The 15,925-nt window shown below is 47.8% G+C and carries 16 protein-coding genes; 13 read left to right on the top strand and 3 right to left on the bottom strand.

Annotated elements, in window-relative coordinates; translation table 11 throughout:
* A complete protein-coding gene (locus DK846_RS14500; protein WP_109969712.1) occupies positions 1-957 on the bottom strand; it encodes a ribose 1,5-bisphosphate isomerase in 957 nt (318 codons plus the stop codon).
* Positions 958-1,070: 113 nt separating this feature from the next.
* Here DK846_RS14500 and DK846_RS14495 point away from each other — a divergent pair, with 113 nt between their 5' ends.
* The 10 genes from DK846_RS14495 to DK846_RS17780 all read left to right on the top strand — a co-directional run bounded on the left by DK846_RS14495 (position 1,071) and on the right by DK846_RS17780 (position 9,925).
* Complete coding sequence (locus tag DK846_RS14495) at positions 1,071-1,877, top strand: HAD family hydrolase (RefSeq protein ID WP_109969767.1); 807 nt, start codon at positions 1,071-1,073, stop codon at positions 1,875-1,877.
* 108 nt (positions 1,878-1,985) lie between these two features.
* Positions 1,986-3,590 (top strand): methyl coenzyme M reductase system, component A2, encoded by a 1,605-nt coding sequence (gene atwA / locus DK846_RS14490; protein WP_109969711.1) that lies wholly within the window; start codon positions 1,986-1,988, stop codon positions 3,588-3,590.
* Positions 3,591-3,604: 14 nt separating this feature from the next.
* Positions 3,605-5,131, top strand: a complete 1,527-nt coding sequence (gene mmp3 / locus DK846_RS14485; RefSeq protein ID WP_109969710.1) for a methyl-coenzyme M reductase-associated protein Mmp3 — start codon at positions 3,605-3,607, stop codon at positions 5,129-5,131.
* A complete protein-coding gene (locus DK846_RS14480; RefSeq protein WP_109969709.1) occupies positions 5,128-5,595 on the top strand; it encodes a methanogenesis marker 6 protein in 468 nt (155 codons plus the stop codon). The genes mmp3 and DK846_RS14480 overlap by 4 nt, the downstream gene beginning before the upstream one ends.
* 1 nt (position 5,596) lies before the next feature.
* A complete protein-coding gene (locus DK846_RS14475) occupies positions 5,597-6,046 on the top strand; it encodes a methanogenesis marker 5 protein (RefSeq protein ID WP_109969708.1) in 450 nt (149 codons plus the stop codon).
* Positions 6,039-7,280 (top strand): methanogenesis marker 15 protein, encoded by a 1,242-nt coding sequence (locus tag DK846_RS14470; RefSeq protein WP_109969707.1) that lies wholly within the window; start codon positions 6,039-6,041, stop codon positions 7,278-7,280. The genes DK846_RS14475 and DK846_RS14470 overlap by 8 nt, the downstream gene beginning before the upstream one ends.
* 5 nt (positions 7,281-7,285) lie before the next feature.
* The gene (locus tag DK846_RS14465) at positions 7,286-7,867 is read left to right on the top strand and encodes a methanogenesis marker 17 protein (protein ID WP_109969705.1); all 582 of its coding nucleotides are present in this window, start codon (positions 7,286-7,288) and stop codon (positions 7,865-7,867) included.
* On the top strand, positions 7,864-8,802 hold the full coding sequence (locus tag DK846_RS14460; RefSeq protein WP_109969703.1) for a methanogenesis marker 7 protein: 939 nt from the start codon (positions 7,864-7,866) through the stop codon (positions 8,800-8,802). Before DK846_RS14465 ends, DK846_RS14460 begins: the two co-directional genes overlap by 4 nt.
* A gap of 5 nt (positions 8,803-8,807) precedes the next feature.
* Entirely contained in the window at positions 8,808-9,260 is a 453-nt protein-coding gene (locus tag DK846_RS14455; protein ID WP_109969701.1) for a response regulator, read from the top strand.
* Positions 9,261-9,751: 491 nt separating this feature from the next.
* Complete coding sequence (locus DK846_RS17780) at positions 9,752-9,925, top strand: hypothetical protein (RefSeq protein WP_181391803.1); 174 nt, start codon at positions 9,752-9,754, stop codon at positions 9,923-9,925.
* A gap of 47 nt (positions 9,926-9,972) precedes the next feature.
* Here the strand turns inward: DK846_RS17780 and DK846_RS14445 are convergent, their stop codons facing one another.
* Both DK846_RS14445 and DK846_RS14440 read right to left on the bottom strand, forming a co-directional pair.
* The gene (locus tag DK846_RS14445) at positions 9,973-11,052 is read right to left on the bottom strand and encodes a DMT family transporter (protein ID WP_109969697.1); all 1,080 of its coding nucleotides are present in this window, start codon (positions 11,050-11,052) and stop codon (positions 9,973-9,975) included.
* A gap of 68 nt (positions 11,053-11,120) precedes the next feature.
* On the bottom strand, positions 11,121-11,606 hold the full coding sequence (locus tag DK846_RS14440) for a protease inhibitor I42 family protein (RefSeq protein WP_109969696.1): 486 nt from the start codon (positions 11,604-11,606) through the stop codon (positions 11,121-11,123).
* Positions 11,607-11,725: 119 nt separating this feature from the next.
* Between DK846_RS14440 and DK846_RS14435 the strand changes: the two genes are divergently transcribed.
* Genes DK846_RS14435 through DK846_RS14425 form a run of 3 tightly spaced genes read left to right on the top strand, consistent with a single transcriptional unit; the run spans position 11,726 to position 15,920 of the window.
* Positions 11,726-13,729, top strand: a complete 2,004-nt coding sequence (locus DK846_RS14435; protein WP_181391802.1) for a CHAD domain-containing protein — start codon at positions 11,726-11,728, stop codon at positions 13,727-13,729.
* Entirely contained in the window at positions 13,726-14,346 is a 621-nt protein-coding gene (locus DK846_RS14430; RefSeq protein ID WP_109969692.1) for an HD domain-containing protein, read from the top strand. Before DK846_RS14435 ends, DK846_RS14430 begins: the two co-directional genes overlap by 4 nt.
* Complete coding sequence (locus DK846_RS14425; RefSeq protein ID WP_109969690.1) at positions 14,337-15,920, top strand: Ppx/GppA phosphatase family protein; 1,584 nt, start codon at positions 14,337-14,339, stop codon at positions 15,918-15,920. The genes DK846_RS14430 and DK846_RS14425 overlap by 10 nt, the downstream gene beginning before the upstream one ends.
* Positions 15,921-15,925: the final 5 nt, after the last annotated feature.

The raw sequence follows: 15,925 nt of genomic DNA, 5'->3' as shown, positions 1-15,925 counted from the left end.
TTACTCTTCCTCACAGTACGGGTAATCGATACAAAGATTGTCCATATCCCATTGAAGATGCTCTTTTATGATTATGTATGCCATCCCGGGCGGGATCTCACCGTGCTCAGTGATGATAAGGTCCACATATTCAGCTGGAGTCACGTCAAAGGTCGGATTTCTGACCGTTACATGTGGGAGGGTTGCGCGGGCAGCATCAGGAAGAACCTCGTCTGCTGATCGTTCCTCGATCAGTATCCGCTCTCCAAGGATGGTACGTGGAGCGAACTTGTAGGTTTCTGCAGCCACCAGAAAGTTCACTCGTGCTTCCTTGGCTGCGAGAGCTATCTGGGAAGTCCCTATCTTATTTATGACAGCCCCATTCACTGTGATTGCGTCTGCACCGGTGATACAGAGATCAACCTCTTTCATAAAATACCGGGCTGCTGAATCAACGATGAAATTAGTCTTTATTCCTGCATCAGAAAGAGTTTTTATTGTAATATGTCCTTGGTTTCGTGGCCGTACTTCCGTAGCATAAACCTCAATATCCATTCCCTGCTGGTGGGCAGTGAGGATACACTGAAGTGCCGCTTCAGAATTACAGTGGGTCATAACCACATCACCATCCCTGATATGTCGTGCACCAATTTCACCTATCTTTGCGACTGCCTGTTCAGAATGGATGATAAATGCCTGTGCACGTTCTTCAAGACCTGACTTCGCCTCATCAAGGGTTTTTGCCAGGGACAGGGGTTTTGAGATCAGATTGACTGCATTGGGCAGAGACACCGCGGTAGGTCTGACACCTGCAAGCATCTCTGATGCCACCATCATACGCTCCTGGTATGATTTCAGATCCTGATATGTGCCAGACTGGGAATGAGCAAGCAGTGCTTTCGCAGCAGCACGTGCAATCCTTCCGGCACCCCGGATCTCCATGCTCCTGATCCGGTCTGCAGTCTCCTCAAGGGTCATAATATGATATTATACCCCGATGCCATAGAATCCCTGTGCCTCCTCGAACTTCAGGATCTGAATTATTTGGAGGATCGGTATTATTCTTCAAGGCGGTGATCTCTCTATCACCTATGTCAATTGCAGTTGTCTTTGACAGTGCAGGAACGCTTCTTCATACCTACCGAATAGCCAAAGATGTAGATTCGGGAGAATTATTTCCAGATATCGAGACGACAATGCTCACATTCGCAGATCCAAACCGGGTCCTTTGTGTTATTCATGCCCATTCACATGGCATTATGGCAGCACCACAAGATCAGCTCTTCTCATCGTTCCTGAAAGAGCATCAACTGGGGTTTGGAATATCCTGCACCCGTCGTGTTGTTGAAGCCGAAGAGATCGGCAGAATTCTGATGAATGATACGCATGTCAGGGTCGGGGATATGCAGGAGTGCATGAGGATCATCTGGTCAAAGATAAAAGAAGAGGCGATCGTTGCTCTAAACAGTGGGGTCATAGTTCATACAGGCAAACACCGGATCGAGTTTACAGTTACTGCCGGAGGAACCCCATTCCCAGGAGCGAAGGAGACGATACGTGAACTACACAGGTTAGGAGTAGCCACCTTTATTGCATCAGGGGACAGGGAGGCGAAGCTTGAGCGAATGGCAGATTACCTCGGAATACCCCGGGACCAGGTATTCGGAGTTGCAACACCCACAGTGAAAGAACGGATAGTCAAAGATCTAAAAGAAGAGTATGATACGGTGCTCATGGTTGGAGATTCGATAAATGATCTGTTGGCGATGCGGGCTGCAGATATTGCAGTCCTGACCGAACAACAGTGTTCACATAAACCAGATGAACTGATAGCGGCTGTCAACCACCGAATCCATGATGTCAGGGAAGTTATTGGCATCATCAATCCCCTTATCTAATTTTTCCTAACCATCTGATGAAAAAAATTCACGCCCGTGAATGGCATACTACAGGAAATAAAGTATTACCCACCAGAGCACACCAGTACACCAGACAGTGAGTGCATCATGAGACCCCTGATCACAGTTGAGAACCTCTCAATGGTATTTGATGGAAAGACGGTAATCAAGGATTTGTCGTTCACCCTTGCAGAAGGAGAGATTCTCGGGATCATCGGCCGGAGCGGGGCAGGAAAGACCGTCCTGATGCATCTGCTCCGCGGGGTGGATCAGCCACCCACCGGAGGAAGAGTTCTATATCATATCGCAGCATGTGACGGATGCGAGTACGTAACAATAGGAAGTCACGAGGGAACGGCCTGTCCCCGCTGCGGTGCTCTCCTGAAATCCATTGATGTTGATTTCTGGAATCCTGATAATGAAGGGATGAAGCGTCGTATCATGCTTCGCAATGCTATCATGTTCCAGCGGACCTTTGCCCTGTATGGTAATGACCGGGTTATCGATAACGTTCTCAAAGCCCTTGACGATGTAAGTTTTCCATCCCACAAAGCAGTCTCCCGGGCAGCAGACCTCGTGGATCAGGTAAGACTCTCTCACAGAATGATGCATATTGCCCGTGATCTTTCTGGCGGTGAGAAACAGAGGGTTGTGCTTGCCAGACAACTTGCAAAAGAACCATTCTGTCTCTTTGCAGATGAACCGACCGGAACCCTTGATCCAAAGACTGCATCAATAGTACATCAGGTGCTCAAGGAATCGGCAGAAGAGACAGGTATGGCAATGGTGGTCACCTCTCATTTCTCTCAGATTCTTGAGGATATTGTTCATCGTGCTATTCTTCTGGATGATGGTGCCATAAAAGCCATCGGGACGCCTGCAGAGGTTACTGAAGTCTTCATGCAGGGATACCACGATGACGAGCAGTTTGGTGCCATCGAAGTGGGAGAAGAGATCATGCGTGCGAGAGAACTATCCAAACGGTACGTCTCCCTTGACCGCGGACTCATCAGGGCAGTAGATCTTGTTGACCTCTCTGTTAACAGGAAAGAGATATTAGGAATCATTGGAACATCAGGGGCAGGAAAGACCACCTTATCAAAAATGATCGCCGGAATCCTGGAACCGACCAGCGGGGACCTGATTGCCAAGGTGGGTGATGAATGGGTTGATATGACCAAACCCGGCTTTGAATTCAGGGGAAGGGCCAAACAATATATTGGTCTCCTTCATCAGGAGTATGATCTCTTTCCTCACCGGACTGTACTTGACAATCTTACAGATGCAATAGGTCTGGAATTTCCAAAAGAACTCGCAATGCGCAAAGCCATCATCACTCTTAAGATGGCTGGGTTCACAACTGAAAAGAGTAAAGAGATCCTTGAGAGGCTCCCGGGAACACTTTCGGAAGGGGAACGGCACCGGGTGGCTCTTGCCCAGGTTCTTATCAGGGAGCCCCATGTGGTGGTTCTTGATGAGCCAACCGGAACAATGGATCTCATAACTAAGGTTGATGTAAAACACTCAATCATGCATTCACGTGAAGAGATGGAGGAAACATTCATCATCGTATCGCATGATATGGATTTTGTAAGGGACACCTGCGATCGGTGTGCATTAATGCGGTTTGGGAAGATTGTTAAAGTTGGTCCGACTGCTGAGGTTCTTGCAGAAGTGACTGAGCAGGAACGACAGACCATGGCCGCGGAGTAACCAGGGAGGATATTATGGCAACAGTCATGCTTGATGGGAACCGGATGGATATCTCAACCGGCACCACGCTTGGTGACCTGTTGCCAGACCATGATCCTTCTCTGAGCATAGCGATAATAAAACCCGGGATCTCCAGCCATACCGAGACAAGGCAGTACCTGCTCAAGACAACAGCTGGTGAGATTGTTGTTGAGATATCAGGTGAAGAAAAACTTCCCCTGCCCTCCCTTCCTTCCGGTCTTGAAGTCAGATGGCAGGAGCGTCAGACAGTAAGTATTGGAATTTTTCCAGCCATTTTTGCTCCTGCACGCCGTCCTTCGCGGTATGAGCGTGGTGATCTCATCCTCGGGTGCGGAGGATATGATCCTGCCCAGTCAATGCTGGTCTTTTCACGAAAAACTCATTCTGCAGATCATGGGGCTGCAGGAGACGGGGGAGTTTTAGGACAAGTCGTTTCAGGCCGGGGTGTTATGGATCGACTTGGACCGGGAGATAAAATCCTTGGCATTGAACCAGTCATCTCTTTCTCAGAGTCTGTGGATGCATTCACAACAACTGATATGGGTTTTGAGGTTTCTGATGGGATGCAGATCATCAGTCATGTCAGGATTGAAGCCCAGGGATATGACAGTGCCATCCAGAGATACACAAACCTGGCAGCAAAGAGCGTTGAACTCATGCTGCTCGCTCTCAGGAGCGGGAAATTTACAGGTAGTCAGCGGATGAGCACCCATATCAGGTGCGATACCCTTGCCGGGACATCTGTCCCCTATGAGGCCGGGTCATCCAGGCGAGAGGGTTCAGTCATGCTCAGAACATCTGGTAAAAAGCAGGGTTCTGTGTACATTTATACAGAAGATCTTCCCCGCAGCCTTGCTCATACACGGACCGGTCAGGTAGTTCATGGTATTGAGATCGCCAAGATTGCTAAAGAAGGGGATTCATTTGAGGTCAGAGTTACACCTGCAAAATTTGATCTTGTCGGAGTTAGTCTTGACAAGGCAATCCCGTTTGCTTCTAGTCAGGGAGTTAAACTCATACCAGACCGGGAAGAGCCGGATCGTATCATCATCTCCCAGGAGCCGGCAACAACCCTTGATGTGCTATATGAAGGAAGAGTAGAAGTAAAGACGGTGCCTGGATCGCAGGTTATCGACATTATTCTTGATGATCTTCATGCACCAGAAACCTGTCGTATCTTCAGGGAGATCACGGGTCTGAAGTTTCACGATGTGGGCAGGCTTCCTCTCTTCTTCGCCTTCGATGATGTATATCTCTTCGAGACTAAAGTGCCGAAGACGATCAATATCAAACCTGAAAACACACCCGAAGATGAAGTTACCGCCGGAGCATTCGCGATGACCAATGAGTCAAGGAAAGGAGCAGGGATGGTTGGTGTCAGGACAAATGATAACAGCGAGTTCGGCCCTACATCAGAACCATTTTCTGGAACAAATGTATTGGGAAGAGTAGTGGACCTTGAAAAACTGAGTGCACTCAAAGAAGGCGATATGGTTTATTTCAGGGAGGTGCACCAGTGAAGCAGAAAATTCCACCACTCTACCAGGGGACTGTCACTAAGTATGTCTTTGTGGAATCATACAAGACAACCCCTGACGACCTGACATCACGGGCATATGAGGTCAGTGAGAAAGTAATGATCAAAGAGACCTGTTTCGGTCTTCAGATCACAGGTGAAGAATCTGAAGTAGAGCGGGTGATCGCCCATATCAGAAAGATTGATCCATCCCATATTTTCGTGAAGGACCGGGGCTTTCCTCCCGGAGACCCTCGGCGGTGCCGGGCTAATCTTGGTGGGGCCAGGCCCGGTTACTTTGGGCATGAATTCGAGATGAAAGTGGTAAAGTGGGTTTCAAAAGGGATCGAGGCGATAAACTCAGAAGACCCTGCTTTAACACTTCCTTTATCATCATCAGTTCCGGAAGAACCACCCCTTTTAGATCTGCAGAAACTCAAGCAAATTATCGATGCCGAGGTGCCATAACGTGGCAAAAGTGTTCATATATCCTGCAACCAGCCTGATCCTCTCTGATCTCGTAGCCCGTTTCGGGCACAAAGCACTTGGAACCGCCCTTTCGATCCGTGAAAGAATCCAGACCGCCGGCCTTGATTCGCCTCCTCTGCAGATGACACCTGAGGATGCAAAGCGTGGACTCAGGTGGGCAGCGGTAGAAGTTCCGTCGGGGGTGCGAGGAAGAATGTCACTCTTCGGACCCTTGATCGACGAGGCAGAAGCAGCGGTGATCGTAAAACATGCTGATTATGCATTCGGTTGTATGGGATGTGCCAGAACAGATGAACTGATAGAGTTCCTGATAAAGCAGAAAGGAGTCCCAGTTCTGGAGGTTGAGTATCCGTCCGATGAGGATACGGGTATCGCTTTTGTCAGAAGCATCAAGGCATTTTTGAAGAGTCTGGAGGGAACCCATGAGTGAAGATCTGGTCAGGATAGCCCAACTCTCGTGCGGGCCTGAATACAGCGGTGTGCAGAAGGAGATTTATACAGCGGCCGAAGCAGTCGGTGCTGAAGTCTTCTTCCCTGATCTCTCACTTGCAGATATCAGGCGTAACTTCAGGGATTTCGGGCTTGATGTCAGATCAGGTGATCTGAAACTAGCCATCGCCCGTGCAGTGGCACTGGTTGAAGGATCGGTTGAGGCTGATGCAGTCTTTATCGCCTCCTGTTTCAGATGTGCAGAGGCCGCGATTGTCAGGAATGAACTCAGGAGATATATCCATGAACACTCCTCTCTTCCCGTGGTGAGTTACTCATTCACCGAGAGGACAACCTCCGGAACCCTGCTCACCAGAATGGAAGCTCTTACCACGATTGCGAGGCGTCGCGCCCTCCTTGCACGTGAGAGGCAGGTGGGTCTCACCATGGGGGTTGACTCTGGATCTTCCACGACTAAAGCCGTGATCATGCAGGATAATGAGATCATCGGCACAGGCTGGCGCCCGACTACTGAGGTAATGGGCAGTGCAGATGAGGTTATGGCACTGGCATTTGAGGAGGCCGGTGTCAAGCGAGAGGATCTTGACGCCATTGGTACAACCGGGTATGGCAGGTTTTTAATTGGAGAGAGGATTGGTGCAGACCTCATCCAGGAAGAATTGACAGTAAACTCCAAAGGTGCAGTATTCCTTGCAGACTGCCAGCATGGCCCATCTACGGTAATTGATATCGGGGGGATGGACAACAAAGCAATATCTGTAAACAATGGGATCCCCGGGACCTTTACCATGGGAGGTATCTGCGCCGGAGCGAGCGGCAGATTCCTTGAGATGACTGCAAAAAGGCTCGGGGTTGACATCACTGAACTCGGACCCCTGGCTATGGCTGGCATGGGCGGAGATGTGCCGATGAACAGTTACTGTATTGTTTTTGGGACACAGAGTCTTGTCAATGCCCTTGCTGAAGGGCACAGCAAAGAAAATGTTGCTGCAGCCGCATGCCATAGCGTAGCAGAGCAGGTCTTTGAACAGCAACTTCAGGAGATAGATATCAAGGAGCCGGTGATTATGGTTGGTGGGACTTCGCTTATCCAGGGACTGGTCAGGGCCATGGGCGAACTCCTGCAGACAGAGATAGTGGTGCCACACCACTCACAATACATCGGATCGGTAGGAGCTGCTCTTCTCTCGTCAGGATTTGTGGAGAAAAACTGATTAGGATGGGGACACTGGAGTATTTTCAGGTTGAGTCGACCGAACCTGCCGGAGGAGAACTATACCGCAGGATCGCATCGACAGTGATCACAGACCATGATATCCTCCGGGTACTGGACCGTCTTCGGATCTTCATCGATCCTGAAGTCCCAATATTCATTGCGGTTGGAATTACACGGACAGTTCCCCGCAACGTTATTGTCAGGGATTTTGCCGGAATCACATATGACGGAGATAAGGTCATCCTCTCGATCGCTGATGAGACCTATCTTGCCCCACTCCTTGAATTACTTTGGAGAAAATTTGGAAAAGAACGTATCGTCCAGCCAGACCGGTTCACCATTGAGATGCATCTGAACACCGAAGAGCGGGAAGGGATCGAAGAGATTGTAGTAGCAGATCCAACCGAAGGACTTTTTCGTGATCTCATCTACACCATGCAGGTGATCTGCCCTGAGGGATTCAAGGTGAAGAAACAGAGTTTCCAGAACGGGAAATTTTGGTTCGTTGCAAGTGAAAACACCCTTCAGGAAGATGTAACACCTCTCGTTGAAGAGCAGTTTTCCATCATGGGAGAGGGATCATGATCCTGGTGCCGATTACCTATAAAGGAGGAGTCTACCGGCATGATGAGATCCTTGATCTGATCGAGGATATGGGTGGATATATCATCCAGAAGCATATGATCGCCCAGGAGGTTGTACTCCAGGCTCTTATCCCACGTGAAGACATTGAGACACTTAGGGTTTTATCACGACCTCTTACTGGAGAGGTTATCTTTGCCCCGCTGGTCGGAACAGAGATCGCAATCGTCTCAATGTCACTTGAGATTCATCACCTTCCCCATGCTTCATGCGATGTCGCCGAGTACCTCCGAACCGCTGGTGCGAAGACCAACATGATTGGACTTGCCCGTGGATTTGGGAAACGAATAGGTCTTCTCTCTGATGAGGAACGTGATATCATCAACGAGCATGATCTCGTGATTTACCTCTTTGGTAACTTTGAGACCTGTATTAAACAGAAGATGCCAACATTTAGAAGAGGTATCCACATTCCAATCGTCGTTACCGGGGGGCCATCAACCGATGCACTCAAAAAAATAATCGATCCTCCGGTTGCCGGATATGTTGGAGGATTTGGCAGGTTTATGCACCGGACTAAAGAGGCACCGGAGATTGCTAAGCTTGATGATATTGTATCTGAAGTCTCCCGGGTTCTAGACGGTAGACGATCAGACATTGCCAAGGATCCTCTCAGTATCTCTCCAGCACGATTGATGGATGTTATTCTGGAACAACTTCCTGATATCCATGATGTTACTTCACCTGTTCCTGTTGTCGTTCAGATGGACGGAGTAAGGGTGAAACTACCATATGATCCTTTTGCAGTACAACTGAAAAAAGTAGAAGTGGAGAAAGGGGTGACAGTAGGGATGATCAGTGACATTCGGCCATCCCGGATGCGTGATTATATTCTGGTTAAGATAAAGCCCTTTTCAGACACCGGTCTGATGGTCTGATACTAATGACCCCTTTTATTGGAGGTAAATGTACTCCAGGAATTGGTGATGTTGGGAGAATTACCCGCGTCCTGTATGTTGATGATGATATCTCGTTTCTTGAAATTGTGAAGGTGATCCTGGAAAAAGATGGGGAATTCTCGATCACTGTTTCAACAGAGGGTGAAGAGGCATTAAATATTCTGGAAAGGGGAGAATTTGATATTGTTCTTTCTGACTGCAAGATGGTAAGAATGGATGGAGCCACGCTCAGAGAGAAGGTACGAATGATGTTCCCTTCCATGCCCTTCATCTTCCTCACTGGCAGGGAGAAAAAAGAGGGGATCTCCGGGATGCTGGATTCCAACACCTGGTACCTTCAGAAAGGGGGGGATCCGGCAGTACAGTTTGTCAGGCTGGCTGATCTGATCCGCATCTGCACCAGGACCCAGAGTCAGGGCTGTAAATCACACCATTGACAGCCTCCTACTGTTCTCTTTTCACCGCCTGTTGTCTCAATAACACATTAGCCCAAATATTTTGAATGTCTCTCCAACAACTCGTACTTTTTTTGTGTTGCAACCGGTTGCAACCATTGAAACCGAGAAATTTTCACTTTTACACCCCCATTTCGTTGTCCTCCTGATAATGATGAAAACACAGTCTGAACCAGGAGAAACGCCCTCAATTTTCCCGAACAGGTGGCTCATAGAAATTTGTTCCTTAATGTGAATTTTAAAAAAAATTTAAAGGATAAACCCATTTCAAACAGAAAAGCCGGAGTATCCTATTCCGCTCTTATATGGTGTTTCATCTAACATTATGATGTCACAGGACACCTGTGAGCAGGACGTCATCTAAATCAGTCACCATGTCCTCCTACATTGATGCTGTTACTAGGATGACTCCAATAATCTGCACTGTTCCACAGTGCCATACACCGAATACAATCCGGTTTAGGTGAGAAATTATGAGTTGTATTGCATTCTACTGTGATTACGATTGCTCCCTGCTGACCGGAACCCCACATCCCAAACACAAGACCATACCCGCCCAGACAGACCTTTCAGACCTGGTCGGATCAAATGAGATGTTTCTCAGTCATCTGGAAGCTATTCATTATCTTGATTTTCCAGGATGGTAAGATCCATCCAGTACTCCTACATTCTACATTTATCTATTCAGCGTATGTTATTCACTCTTCTTGTCATCAGGCAGTAACTCATGATCATGGTAGTGATGGAGATCGGGGGTATGCTGGTGATCATGAGTCACCATATCGTGCTGGTGAAGATGGGCATGTTCACCAGGATCTGATTCCAGGTGAGAATGGGTATGATGTCCGTCGTCATGCCGGTGTCGGTGATCATGACTAACCCTGATATGAGAGTGGAGATGATGATGGTCTTCCGTCGCTATCAGGTACACCCCAATGGCCATAAACAGAAAACTCACAACGGCCTGATAACCTGGAACCTCTCCAAGGAATATCCATGAGAACCCTGCGCCTATGAACGGCGCCAGTGCAAAAAGGGAACCGGTTCTGACAGCCCCGAGCGTCCGAAGTGACCTGATAAAAAGAACTAATGAAAGCCCATACCCAAAAAAACCCGTTATCAGGATATACAGAATAACATGAGTGGAAGGGAGAGATTCCCCTATTAGTGTTGCAAGGATGAGCCCAACAATACCAGCACACATCCCTTTGATAATAACAACAGATGCTGGATCTTTTCCTGAAAGGCTACGGGTGACATTATTATCTATTCCCCAGCAGAAGCACGCTCCAAGAATAAGTACTGCCCCTGCAGATATACCAAAGGTACCAGAAGGATCCACTGAGAGAATAAGCCCGCCTATCACAACAGCCATCATCGCTATGGCAACCCTCCTACCAAGTGGTTCAGAGAAGAAGAGAGATGCAATAATCCCTGTCATGACCAATTCAGCGTTTAATAGAAGTGAAGCAGTCCCTGCTGGTACCATGGTTAATCCGGTCATCAGGAGAATCGGGCCCATGACACTGCCTGCGATAACTATGACTGCAAGAAATGGTATGTCTCTTCTTGTCACCGGTGCTTCTTGCTGGGTCTGGTGCGGTCTGATTATCTTAAGCAGAAGAAGCCCTACACCTGCACCCATGTAAAGAAGAGCTGCAAGGGTTATCGGACCGGTTCCTACGAGAAATGTCTTTGAAACTGGAACAACAATTCCGAAGAGCAATGCTGCAGTGATCGCTCCAATGAGTGCGGCGTGATCAGACCTCTGCATGATCTGATATTGATCCTGGCCAGGGATAAACCCGTAGAAAAAAGAAGGTGGAAGGCAGCCGGGTATTGTTATTCAACCTGTATATTCATGGTATATCTAGACTCATTCCCAGTGATGGGTTCCCATGATCTCATATAAATCGCATCAAATGTCTGGTTTCCCTTTTCAATACCTTGAACCAGCCAGTAATGCATTCCTCCAGACCCTGCAACACCCGGTTTGACAGGGTCAGCGACGTAGGTATCATTTTCGATACGAAGGCCTGACGTCACTGTTGCATTCCACTGAAAACCAGTAGTGGGATTCTCTTTCAGATAGATATTGATGGTATCATTTAGGGGCATTGTCTCTTGTGAGTCTGACTGCAGATTTTCTCCATCAATCCTTTCCAAACCGGCACTTTCAGAAACAACAGACTGCATAGAGTTTTTTTCTCCGGTATCAATAATCGACGAATTTTTCTCTGGCGATGCTTTGCTGCTCTGGTCCGTACAACCTGCCAGAAGCACTGTAGCCATAACCAGCATAATAAGAAACAATGTCCGATAATCCATGAATCCAACGTAGGACAGCCTGTAATATAAGGACTTGCAGAACAGTTCAAAATTTTTCAATATGCACACCTTTCTTTTTCACAACATATAACCAGAAAAACCTCCACATCATGTACCATATGACCGGCCAGCGGCCGATAAAATGTCCTCTCCAGAATCCTGATTACTGTCTTTATGCTACCAGCACATTTCTGCCTCTTCTCAGCCAGCTGGAAGCAGAACTACAGGGTGTGGTGAAGGATGATGATATCGAGTATGTCCATCGCAGCCGGGTGGCGACACGAAGAATACGTGCTGCATTTCCCTTATTTTCTGACTGTCTCCCTGAAGATGCCAGGCAAAAATGGGAGAACCAGATTCGCAAACTTACGCGATCACTAGGTGAAGCACGCGATCTTGATGTACAGATAGAATTTGTCCGTGCTTTTCTTGCAGAGTGCTGTCCTGAAAAGAGAAATACAGTTCTTCTCTTCTCATCTGCTGAACCTCTTCAGATTTCACAGGTGATCACGGACCCCGCATTAGTCTCACAACAGAGCCTTCCAGTACCCCCCCTTACAGTCAAAGACCGGATTTCTTCCTGGATTGGTAAACATCTAAAAAACCTCCATCAGGAGAAGGAACCATTAGGAGGAGAAAAAGAGACTGCCTCTAATATCCCCCAAGCCGGGAAGATCAGTTTGTTTCAGTCATCTGACCCTGTTACTTTAGGACTTGAATGTCTTCTGCTGAGGCTGATACAGAAAAGGAGGGTGATGCAACCAGGTGTTTCTGAAGAGGTATCAGATTTTACCAGGAAAGGGGTTATCCAGGATATGGCAGCCTTTCTCCATGATCTAAAAATCAGGGCAATGCTTGAAGGAACGGGAGTCCATCCGGTTCAGACCTACGAGCGTGCCTTCATGCAGATCATGGCCCGCGTATCTGATCTCTTTTGGTTCGAGCCATATCTTCAGGACTCGTCACGGATAGAGCAACACCACGAGATGCGTATCGCTGCAAAGAGGCTTCGATACACACTTGAAGCCTACGCTGGGCTTTACGAGGATCGCCTTAAGCCCGAGATCAAGGTAATCAAACATCTTCAGGAACTCCTAGGTGACATCCATGATTGTGATGTCTGGATCGGGCTTATGCCCCGGTTTCTTGAAGAAGAGGAGGAGCGGTCTATTACCTATTTCGGAAATCATGGATTCTTCGAACTCATAAAACCAGGGATCTCTCTCCTTATCACGGACAGGGAAAAAAGCCGTGAAGAACAGTTCAGAGAACTTACCAAGAACTGGGAAGAAGTAAAAGATGAGGGATTCTGGAACAGATTCTCTGAGAAGATCTCATTACCACTTCAGCATTCATTTGACGGGGCCATAGATTCTGAACATACAGGACCACTTACCATCGCCCTGATCAGTGATGTGCATGCAAACCTTCCTGCACTGGAAGCTGTTCTTGCTGATGCACAGGTGAGGGGTGCGTCTGTGGTTCTTCATGCAGGAGATCTAACCGGTTACGGACCGTTCCCTGATGAGGTTATCAACCTTATCAGAGAGAGACATATCATCAGTGTTATCGGGAACTATGATCTCTCGGTTCTTTCGAAAAAATGGAAGAAGGGAAAGCCTTCATCAAAGGAGAAACAACTGGCGATGAGATGGGCATATCACCAGATATCAGATGAAAACCGCACTTGGCTAGCCAGCCTTCCCAGAAAGGTATGCATGTGTGTACGAGGCATCCCACTGATTCTCACACATGGAAGTCCTGATTCACTGACAGAATACCTCGATTATGGAACCCCTGACACCAGACTTCACGAGATCGCAGCTGCAGAAGAAGCGAAAGTTATCATAACCGGGCATTCACACAGGGGGGCAGCCCGTGAAGTAGACGGTGTCTGGTTCATCAATGCAGGCAGTGTCGGCAGGCCGGAAGATGGTGATCCCAGGGCCTGCTACGCCCTTCTTACCGTTGAACCCTTTTCAATCATTCATATCAGGGTCCCATATGAAATAGAGCGGACCATTGAGGAATTACATCACAGGCACCTCCCTGATGCATTCGCACGAATCATCAGGGAAGGGAAATCTCTGGATGTGGTTCAGGATCCTGAGGAACAGACTTGAGCTTCACTGATTCCATCAGGGTGGGTCAGTTAGAAGAGCAAAGTGTAGATCCCACTCTCTCGTTCATGGAGCGCTATGATCCTGATCATCCTCACGCCTTCCAGGTAGAACGACTTTCAGGACTGCTTTTTGATCTCCTTACCGGGTTTCATGGAATGGGAGATCCTGAACGGCGACTTCTCTCACTGGCATCTCTTCTTCATGATATAGGCTGGAGCGTACCATCTCGTCCCCATCATAAGGCTTCAATGGATCTCATTCTATCAGACACAACCATCCCATTGACTCCAACAGACCGGCAGATTGTGGCCCTCATTGCCAGGTATCATCGCAAAGCACATCCGGATCCCTCTCATTCATCATTTGCCAGATTAACTAATAAGGAGAAATGGCAGGTTCGGTGGTCTGCAGGTATTCTGCGTCTTGCCGATGCCCTTGATCGTTTCCACCGTTCATCGGTACAGGAACTGTCAATCCAGACAGGTGAGGGGGTCATTCAAATTGATTGCAGGACTACAGATGATCATATCCCTGAGCCGGAAACCCGGGTACTTGAAAAGAAGTCGGCTCTGCTCAGTGAGGTGACCGGGTGCCGGATAGAAATTTCATGGAATTAAACGAGCCCAAAGTAGTTGCATTCATCGATCTTGGCACAAACTCAGCCAGGCTTCTGATCATCAGGCTGAACCTTAACTGTTCATATTCAGTTTTAACCCAGCAGAAGGAGGTTGTAAGATTAGGTGAAGGAGAGTTTGCTGATAACATCCTTACATCTGATGCCATTACACGGACTGTCATTGTCCTCTCCAGATTTGCTGAGATGGCATTGAGTTTTGGGGCTTCAGAGATTGTCGCTGTTGCCACTTCTGCAACACGAGATGCGCGAAACCGTGACACTCTGATCACCCGAATACGGGAAGAGGCAGGTTTTGAACTCAATGTGATTTCAGGACCAGAAGAAGCCAGGCTGATATGGCTCGGGGTCTCGAGTGGTGTCAAGATAGGAAAGACAAAATCTCTTTTTATTGATATCGGGGGAGGAAGTACCGAGATTATTGTCGGAGATCAGTATGAACCGTTTCTGCTACGAAGTCTGAAACTTGGTGCCATAAGGACCACCAATACATATATTCCACAAGATCTTACGGGCCCAATTTCTCCGTCAGTTGTGCAGACGATCCAAAAACACATCCGCAGCCGTGCTACACATACAATCAGGCATGTAGTTGGTAAAAAGGTACAACTGGCATTTGGAAGCTCGGGAACAATCACTACACTTGAAGCAATTGCAGCCGGGTTGAACTCTGTAACTCCTCACCAGCCAGGAGTAATAACCAGAAATGAACTGTCAGCAATTATCTCACTCCTCTGTTCACTCCCCCTAAAAGAACGAAGAAACGTTCAGGGTTTGAACCCGGATCGTGCAGATATCATCATTGCAGGGGTTCTTATTCTTGAATCATTACTTGGGCAGGCAAACATCAATGAGATCCGAATCTCTTCAAGAAGTCTGAGAGACGGACTTCTTATCGATTACCTTTCAAAAATTCCCGGCTTTCCCTATGCCGAACAGAAACCGATACGGGAATCAAGTATACAGCACCTTGGAAGAGCATGTCATATCAATGAACCACATGCCAATCATGTCAGAAAACTGGCACTCTCGTTGTTTGATTCAGCACGTGTTTCAGGACTACACAACCTTTCAAATTTGAGCAGGGAACTCTTATCATATGCGGCAGTTCTTCATGATACCGGCCAGTTCATCTCATTCCCAGGCCATCACCAGCACTCATTTTACGTGATAACCCATGCTCCCCTACTTGGTTTTAATGAGCATGAGATCCTGATCATCGCTCTTGTCACCCGGTATCACCGAAAAAAGATGCCACGCAGGAAGGACTCATCTTATGGCCCATTGAGCAATGAAGACAAAATGATGGTCCAGATCCTCTCCATATTTCTTAGAATGGCCGAAAACCTTGACAGAAGTCATGACGGGAGAGTGACTTGTGCAAAACTCCTGGTATCAGAGCGACGAAAGATAACACTGGCCATTGAATGCACTGGAGATTGTTCACTCGAACAGTGGGCGATCCTTGGAGATATCAGATCCTTTGAACGAATAATGAAGAGAGGATTAAAAATTGAGGTATTACCTTCCTCTGATGGGGAAAAACAACATCCCTGATACTG

It is taken from the genome of Methanospirillum lacunae (assembly GCF_003173355.1).
Classification (GTDB): domain Archaea; phylum Halobacteriota; class Methanomicrobia; order Methanomicrobiales; family Methanospirillaceae; genus Methanospirillum; species Methanospirillum lacunae.
Note: the sequence above shows the minus strand (reverse complement) of the source record. Positions and strands in the feature narration are given on the sequence as shown.

Coding starts and splice junctions, on each gene's coding strand:
- DK846_RS14500 (WP_109969712.1), bottom strand. CDS start 957: ATGACCCTTGAGGAGACTGCAGACCGGATCAGGAGCATGGAGATCCGG.
- DK846_RS14495 (WP_109969767.1), top strand. CDS start 1,071: ATGTCAATTGCAGTTGTCTTTGACAGTGCAGGAACGCTTCTTCATACC.
- atwA (WP_109969711.1), top strand. CDS start 1,986: ATGAGACCCCTGATCACAGTTGAGAACCTCTCAATGGTATTTGATGGA.
- mmp3 (WP_109969710.1), top strand. CDS start 3,605: ATGGCAACAGTCATGCTTGATGGGAACCGGATGGATATCTCAACCGGC.
- DK846_RS14470 (WP_109969707.1), top strand. CDS start 6,039: ATGAGTGAAGATCTGGTCAGGATAGCCCAACTCTCGTGCGGGCCTGAA.
- DK846_RS14465 (WP_109969705.1), top strand. CDS start 7,286: ATGGGGACACTGGAGTATTTTCAGGTTGAGTCGACCGAACCTGCCGGA.
- DK846_RS14460 (WP_109969703.1), top strand. CDS start 7,864: ATGATCCTGGTGCCGATTACCTATAAAGGAGGAGTCTACCGGCATGAT.
- DK846_RS14455 (WP_109969701.1), top strand. CDS start 8,808: ATGACCCCTTTTATTGGAGGTAAATGTACTCCAGGAATTGGTGATGTT.
- DK846_RS17780 (WP_181391803.1), top strand. CDS start 9,752: ATGAGTTGTATTGCATTCTACTGTGATTACGATTGCTCCCTGCTGACC.
- DK846_RS14445 (WP_109969697.1), bottom strand. CDS start 11,052: ATGCAGAGGTCTGATCACGCCGCACTCATTGGAGCGATCACTGCAGCA.
- DK846_RS14440 (WP_109969696.1), bottom strand. CDS start 11,606: ATGGATTATCGGACATTGTTTCTTATTATGCTGGTTATGGCTACAGTG.
- DK846_RS14435 (WP_181391802.1), top strand. CDS start 11,726: ATGACCGGCCAGCGGCCGATAAAATGTCCTCTCCAGAATCCTGATTAC.
- DK846_RS14425 (WP_109969690.1), top strand. CDS start 14,337: ATGGAATTAAACGAGCCCAAAGTAGTTGCATTCATCGATCTTGGCACA.